Raw genomic sequence first — 6,859 nt, 5'->3', positions numbered from 1 at the left:
CGCCCCTTCGGCTTGCGCCACAGACCGAACGCGACAGCACGGCTGTGGCGCGTCCGGAGCGGCCCGCAACCTGTTACAAACCTGTAAATGCGCGCCGGGTGAGTGTCTGCGCAACTGTGTCGCCAACGGGGTGCCCGGCTGGACAGCGGGGGGAACGATCCATGCGAACGGACACGCCCCGCTCGCGGCAATCCCCACCCCAGGCCACCGGTCCCATGGAACACGCATCAGGCACAGTAAAGTGGTTCTCCCAGGAAAAGGGTTTCGGCTTCGTAACCCGCGATGACGGAACGGACGTGTTCGTCCACCACAGCGGCATCACCGGGCGCGGCTTCAAGACCCTGGAGCAGGGTGAGCCCGTGGAGTTCGACATTTTGGAAGAGCCCAAGGGCCTCAAGGCGCAGAACGTGGTGCGCCTGAACGCGCCGGAAGGCGGCGCCATGGGCGCGGGTGCGGAGGACGATGACGACAACATCGGCAACCGCATCGACAACCGCCCGCGGGTGGGCGGCTACGGCGATCCCCCGCGCGGCGGGCACTCCTCGGGGCGTGACGACCGCTGGGGCAACCGCGGGGCGGGCGGCGGCTACGGCGACGGCGCCTGGTAGAAAGCGGAACGGCACGGAACCCCGTGGGGTCCCGTGCCGCTTAGGATTCGTGTGATGGGCCGGCGCTCCGTTCAGGCGACGGCCTGCAGGCTCTGCCCGCCGCCGGCGCCGCGCACCAGGGGAATCACCTCTTCGGCGAAGCGCTCCATCTCCTCGTGCTGCGGTGAGAACTGCAGCAGCAGCAGGTCCAGCCCCGCGCGCTCGAACTCCAGCACGCGCTCGGCCACCTGCTCGGGCGTGCCCACCAGCCCCGACTTCAGGCCGCGGTTGGAGACGGAGTAGTCTTCCAGGCTCACGCGCTGCTCCAATCGCGTGTTGCCGATCCAGTCCTGGTAGTTGGCGTAGCCGCGCGCGCTCTGCTGCACGTCGGTTATGCGCTGCACCTCGCGCTTCGCTTCCTCCTCCGTGGAGCGGACCACCACGTACCCCGCCGCGCCGAACGACATGGGCGGCAGCTCCAGCGCCTCGCGGCGCGAGCGCAGGTCGGCCACCTTCTTCGCGATGGTCGCCGGTTCGTCGCCGTGGGTGAGCCACGCGTCGCACTTGGACGAGATCAGCGACTTGGCCGCGGGGCTCTCGCCGCCGGCGTAGATCGTGGGCCGGGGGCGCTGCACGGGCTTGGGCTCCAGGATGGCATCGTCCACCGAGTAGTACTTGCCCTGGTAGCTGAAGCGCGGCTGCTTCCACATCCCATCCACCACGTCCAGCCACTCGCTGGTGCGGGCGTAGCGGTCGTCGTGCTCGTCGAACTGTACCCCGTACTTCTTCGCCTCGGTGGCCCACCACGAGCTCACCACGTTCAGCGACAGCCGCCCGCTGCTGATGCGGTCGATGTTGGCTGCCTGCTTGGCCAGCAGGCTGGGCAGGTGAAAGGTGGGGCGCACCGCCACCATGATCTCCAGCCGCTCCGTCACCGCCGCCAGCGCCGCCGCCGTGCTCCACGCGTCCAGCGACGGGGCGTCCATCCCCTTGATGTCGTTCAGGTTCAGCTCCGCGACCAGCGTCAGGTCGAAGCCGATCTGCTCGCTGCGCTGCGCCAGCCGCTTGGCGTAGCTCCAGCTCGCCTCCATCCGCTCGTCCTCGACGTTGCGCAGCCAGCCGCCGAAGACGGGAAGCCAGTATCCGAACCGCATCACGCCGCCTCCTTCCTCGCACGCGCCGCCTCGGCGGCCTCGGCCTCGCGCTCCAGCCAGTCGGCCAGGCGCGCGAACGGGTCGAAGCCGATCACGTTGGGAGCGTCGGCCACGAAGTTGGAGAGCGCGTTGATGTCGTAGTAGTACAGCTGCCCGTCGCGCGCATCGACCATGTACTCGATGCCGCCCACCTCGATGCGCGCCTCGGCCATGATGCGCTCCACCGCCTCGATCACCGGGCGGGGCGGCTCGTAGCCTTCCACGCGCAGCCCGCGGCTGGGCGCGTCCACGGCGCACACCTGCGCGTCGAGCGCGGCGCCGTCCACCCGCTGGCAGACGTCGGCGGGGCACAGGTCGAACGAGTTGCCGGGGGTGTAGATGCGGATGCCGTACAGGTACTTGCCGCCCAGCACCTCCACGCGGGTAATGCGGCTTTCCTCCTGCGGGATGAACTCCTGCACCAGCGCGGTGCTGTCGATCCCCAGGTCCAGCGTGCCGACGGCGGCCTGCAGCTCCTCGGGCGAGTCGAAGCGGCGCACGCCCGCGCCGCTGCCGCCGATGTTGGGCTTTACGGCGATGGGCCAGCGCAGCCCCCGGGCCGCGGTGGGCGCCTGCTCGGCGCGGTGGATGACGCGCGCCTTGGGATACGGCACCCCCAGCAGGTCGAGCATGGCCAGCTGCCCGGCCTTGCTGATCTCGTTCTCGAACGCCTGATAGCCGTTGACCACGCGCACACCCCGGCGCTCCAAAGCCGACAGCCACGACAGGGTGTAGAAGATGGCGTCGCCGCGGCCGCGCAGGTACGCCGACGGGCTCATGCGGTTGAAGACCAGCGAGTACGGTGGATCCTCCGCGGGATCGAACACGTGCTCGTCGGCGTGCAGCTTTACGTACGGCGTGCCGCGGCGGTCCAGCTCCGCGAACAGCGGCCGGAACCAGTCCGGGTGCTCGTAGAAGATGGCGATCGGCCGCTCGGGACTGATGGGCATGGTGCCTGTCTCCGGGTTCTTCCGGTGGATAAAACAAAACCGCGCCTCCTGGTGGGGAGTCGCGGCGTCCTGTGTCGCGTTGCCTGTCCGGAGGGTCTTCCGGAGAAGACCGTCCAGCCTATGCCGTCGAGGTCTTCACACGCGTGCGGGGCGCCTGCACTCCCGGTGGGAGCACATGCGACAACAACGGGCCGTGTGCGAGACGCGATCGATTAGCATAGTACTAAGATATCTCGCAGGGGCACTTGGCACAAGCCCTGTACGAGCCTGTGCCGGGTTGCCTCGCCGCGAATCCGGGCCGACGTTACTCCGTGCGCCGCATCCTTCCGCCCAAAGATGACGCGACCGACACCTCGCCAGGAGCCCGTGTGATCCAGCCCATCCGAATCGCAGAGAAGCTTTCGGCATTCTCCGACCACTGGAACCCCCGCGTGATCGCGGAGTTGAACGGACAGCACGTGAAGCTGGCGAAGTTCCAGGGCGAGTTCGTGTGGCACGACCACGCGAACGAAGACGAGCTGTTCCTGGTCTTGAAGGGCCGCTTCCGGATGGAGTTTCGCGACGGGGCGGTGGAGGTGGGCGAGGGAGAGATGATCGTGGTGCCGCGCGGTGTGGAGCACCGGCCGGTGGCGGAACAGGAGGTTCACGTGATGCTCTTCGAGCCGGCGTCCACGCGGCACACAGGGGACGCGGTGGACGATCGGACGGTGACGGAGTACGAGTGGATCTGAGCGGGGGCCGGCGTTCGTCGCTGCCCGGCCCGCCTGTCGCTCACGCACTCACGTTTTGAGCGGCTGGTCGCCCGGTTCCATCCAGCCGCGGCCGCGGAGGTCGGCGGCCAGGGGCGACTCGCGCGAGGTGAGCATCAGCACGGTCTGCCTGGCCTGGGTGACGAACATGTACTTGTGGAACCCGGCTTCCTCGCGCGACACCCCGCGCGCCTTCAGCGCCTGGAGCGCGCGGTCCACCTCCGCCATCGCGTCGCCGGGCTTGATCATCACGTGGTAGATGTCGGCCATCGTCAGCTTCCGCCGTCGCGGGTGACGAAGGAGGTCAGCGTTTCCGCGAGCGTGCCCAGCACCCCGGGCGAGGGAAGCGCGAACACGTCGGCGGTGACGCCGTGCGCGTCCTGGCGGCTGGCACTGGCGGCGTCGTACACCACCAGCAGGGTGCGCGGGCCGTGGCCCTCGTCGAAGCGGCACATCCCCTCGGGGTGGTCGGACCCGCCCTCCACGTCGTGCGGCAGCATGGTCACGCGCTCCAGCGCTTCCGCCGGCACCAGCGACTCCTCCTCCACGCGCATGCCGCCCCGCCAGCGGAACACGCCGGCGGGCGCGCTCACGTCCATCGTTGGGCCGGCCAGGATCAGCAGGTCGTCGCCGTCGCGCGCCAGGTCGCGGATCCCCAGCCCGTCCAAGTCCAGGAAGTGCTTGCGGTAGCGGCGCCCGCCGGCCTCGAGCTCCCGCAGCTTCATCCGTCCGCCGCCCTTGGCATCCACCGGCTCCACCTGCACGATGACCGCCCAGCCGCGCAGCACGGGCCCGCGCAGCCCCAGGAACACGCGCCCGTCGTCCACCTGCACGCCCTCCACGTCCAGCCCGTTGTCCTTGCCGGGAATCTTGATGAACCGGCGCAGGTGCGGGTCTTCGCTCAACTCCCGGATCAGCTCGCTGTTGCGACCGCGGCCACGCAGCCGCGCGGCGGTGAGCGTGCGCTGCGGGTCGCGCGGATCGGGGCACGACTTGCGCGGCACCATCCCGCCCGCCTCGGGGTCATCCTCCAGCGGAATGCGGGCGATCAGGTAGCGGTTGTCGTCGACGTCCACGTCCGCCAGCGCCTCGGAAGCTTCCTTGAAGTCCATCCCGCGCTTGGCCTTGCCCTGCTTGCGGCTGTGCGAGCCCACCAGCCACAGGTACGGCGGCTCCCACGCCAAGCCCTCGACATCCACCTCGTCGTCGTCCTTGCCGGGCAGGTCCACCAGCTCGGCCAGCTTGTAGCTGCGGTGCTCGCCGAAGCGGCCGCCGCCAAGGTCGGTCACGCGCTCCAGGGTCGCGGTTTCGTCGCAGCCCAGGAACAGGTGCCGGCCCACCCGCACGGCGGAGGATAGACTCTGGCGGATGGCTTCGGCCTCGACGCTGCCGTCGGGTGGCGCGTTCAGGCCGATGTGGATGGTCTGGTCTGGTGCTCGCATGGACGGGCCGGGGTAGCTCGGGACGGCGCGGGTGATGGACGGCGCACGATCGCCGGTCCGCTCCCGCACTCACGCACCCACGCACTCACGCACTTCCCTTGCCCTCACGGTCCGGCCTTTGCCCCGCCCTGCGGCGTCTCCTACTCCGGATACGCAGAATGACGCCGCTGCTCAACCGCCCCACGGACGCCGCCCCCGACGCGCCGCCGCAGTTTCCGCTGCGGGTGGCCGCCGTGGACGTGGGCTCCAACGCTATCCGCTTCCTGGCGGCCGAGTTCACCTCGCCCACCGCGTACAAGGTGTTGGCGGAGACGCGCGCGCCGGTGCGGCTGGGGCACGAGGTGTTCCTTTCGGGGCGGCTGGACCGCGCCGCCATGCAGGCCGGTGTGGAGGCCATCACCGGCTTCCGCAAGCGGATGGAGGACCTGGGGATCGTCCACTACCGCGCCGTTGCCACCAGCGCCACGCGCGAAAGCCGCAACGGCGACGAGTTCGTGGCGCGCGTGCGGCGCGAGGCCGGGATCGACCTGGAGGTGATCACCGGCACCGAGGAGGCGCGCCTGGTCTACGAGGCCATCCGCGCGCAGGTGCCGTTCGCCAAGAAGAAGTGGATGCTGGTGGACCTGGGCGGCGGCAGCGTGGAGGTGTCGCTGGTGGACGCCACGGGAATCCTGTGGAGCGAGTCGCACACGCTGGGCTCGGTGCGGCTGCTGGAAGAATTGTCGGGCTCCAGCGAAGACCCCGGCCGGTTTCAGCGGCTGCTGGAAGAGTACATGGCGTCGCTGCGCATTCCGCTCATCGCCAAGCAGTGGAAGCCTGCCGGGCTGATCGCCACGGGCGGAAACATCGAGGCGCTGGCCAAGCTGCTGGGCGCCGAGCCGGGGCGCGGGCGGATGGCGGCCATCCAGATGAACGACCTGCGGGGCGCCGTGGCCATGCTGTCGCGCCTCTCGTACCGCCAGCGCGTGGACCAGCTGGGTTTGAGGGAGGACCGGGCGGACGTCATCGTCCCCGCGGCCATGGTGTACGAGCGCGTGGCGTCGCTGGCGGGGGCGGCGGAGATCATCGTTCCCGCGGTGGGCCTCAAGGACGGCGTGCTGGTGGACATGGTCGACGACCTGACCACCCACCAGGCGCATGAAGACCGCAAGGAGCGGGCGGCGGTGGAGGGCGCGGTGGCCCTGGGGCTGCGCTACCTGTTCGACGAGAAGCACGCCCGGCACGTGGCGTGGCTGTCGGGCTTGCTCTTCGACCAACTGGACAAGGTGCATCGGATGGATGCGCCGGACCGGCGGCTGCTGCGCGTGGCAGCCATCCTTCACGACATCGGCATCTTCATCGGCCACAAGAAGCACCACAAGCACTCGCTGTACATCATCAGCCAGTCGGAGGTGCCGGAGCTCACGGCGCGGGAGATGGACATTGTGGCCAACGTGGCGCGCTACCACCGCAAGGGCACGCCGGCCGCGCACCACGAGGACTTCAACCGGCTCCCCTCCGATGATCGCGAGCGGGTGGTGAAGCTGGCCTCGCTGCTGCGCATTGCCGACGCCCTGGATCGCGAGCACGTGCAGGCCGTTACGGGGGTGACGGCCACGGCGGGAAAGAGCAAGCTGGCGCTGGAGCTGGAAGGGGAGGGCGACCTGCTGCTGGAGCGGTGGGCTCTGCGCCGCAAGGCCGGCCTGTTCACCGACACCTTCGGCCTGGAGGTGGAGGTCGCCGGCGACCGGGCGGAGGGCTAGGGGAGCAACGCTCAGGGGGGCGGAGAACTGCGGCCGGATTGGGCTGACTCTGGCGCATGCCGCAGCCGCCCCCCTCTCCCGGCCTCTCCCCCATACACCCCATGGGGGAGAGGAGAATTCTATTGCGCTACGGCTGGCCACGCGCACTCGACTGGCTCCCTTCCCCCGCGCAGTTTGCGGGGGAAGGGCTGGGGAT

General features: G+C 69.6%; 6 protein-coding genes and 1 pseudogene. 3 read left to right on the top strand and 4 right to left on the bottom strand.

Annotated elements, in window-relative coordinates; all coding sequences use genetic code 11:
• Positions 1–215: 215 nt before the first annotated feature.
• Positions 216–416 (top strand): annotated as a pseudogene (locus VIB55_RS25255) (cold-shock protein); the annotation flags it as partial.
• A 263-nt stretch (positions 417–679) separates the two neighbouring features.
• Here VIB55_RS25255 and VIB55_RS25250 read toward each other — a convergent pair.
• On the bottom strand, positions 680–1,741 hold the full coding sequence (locus VIB55_RS25250; protein WP_331879469.1) for an LLM class flavin-dependent oxidoreductase: 1,062 nt from the start codon (positions 1,739–1,741) through the stop codon (positions 680–682).
• Positions 1,741–2,730 carry a hypothetical protein gene (locus tag VIB55_RS25245; protein ID WP_331879468.1) on the bottom strand — a complete coding sequence of 330 codons (990 nt, stop codon included), beginning with the start codon at positions 2,728–2,730 and terminating at the stop codon, positions 1,741–1,743. The genes VIB55_RS25250 and VIB55_RS25245 overlap by 1 nt, the downstream gene beginning before the upstream one ends.
• A gap of 368 nt (positions 2,731–3,098) precedes the next feature.
• On the opposite strand from VIB55_RS25245, the gene VIB55_RS25240 reads away from it, so the two are divergent.
• Complete coding sequence (locus tag VIB55_RS25240) at positions 3,099–3,461, top strand: cupin domain-containing protein (RefSeq protein WP_331879467.1); 363 nt, start codon at positions 3,099–3,101, stop codon at positions 3,459–3,461.
• 48 nt (positions 3,462–3,509) lie between these two features.
• Here VIB55_RS25240 and VIB55_RS25235 read toward each other — a convergent pair whose 3' ends face one another.
• Positions 3,510–3,749: a hypothetical protein gene (locus VIB55_RS25235; protein ID WP_331879466.1), complete on the bottom strand. Its 240-nt coding sequence runs from the start codon at positions 3,747–3,749 to the stop codon at positions 3,510–3,512.
• Positions 3,750–3,751: 2 nt separating this feature from the next.
• Complete coding sequence (locus tag VIB55_RS25230) at positions 3,752–4,921, bottom strand: DUF3616 domain-containing protein (RefSeq protein WP_331879465.1); 1,170 nt, start codon at positions 4,919–4,921, stop codon at positions 3,752–3,754.
• Positions 4,922–5,079: 158 nt separating this feature from the next.
• Between VIB55_RS25230 and VIB55_RS25225 the strand changes: the two genes are divergently transcribed.
• A complete protein-coding gene (locus VIB55_RS25225; protein WP_331879464.1) occupies positions 5,080–6,663 on the top strand; it encodes a Ppx/GppA phosphatase family protein in 1,584 nt (527 codons plus the stop codon).
• Positions 6,664–6,859 lie beyond the last annotated feature (196 nt).

The organism is Longimicrobium sp., from assembly GCF_036554565.1.
Taxonomy (GTDB): Bacteria; Gemmatimonadota; Gemmatimonadetes; order Longimicrobiales; family Longimicrobiaceae; genus Longimicrobium.
This window is presented reverse-complemented; position numbering and strand designations above follow the sequence as displayed.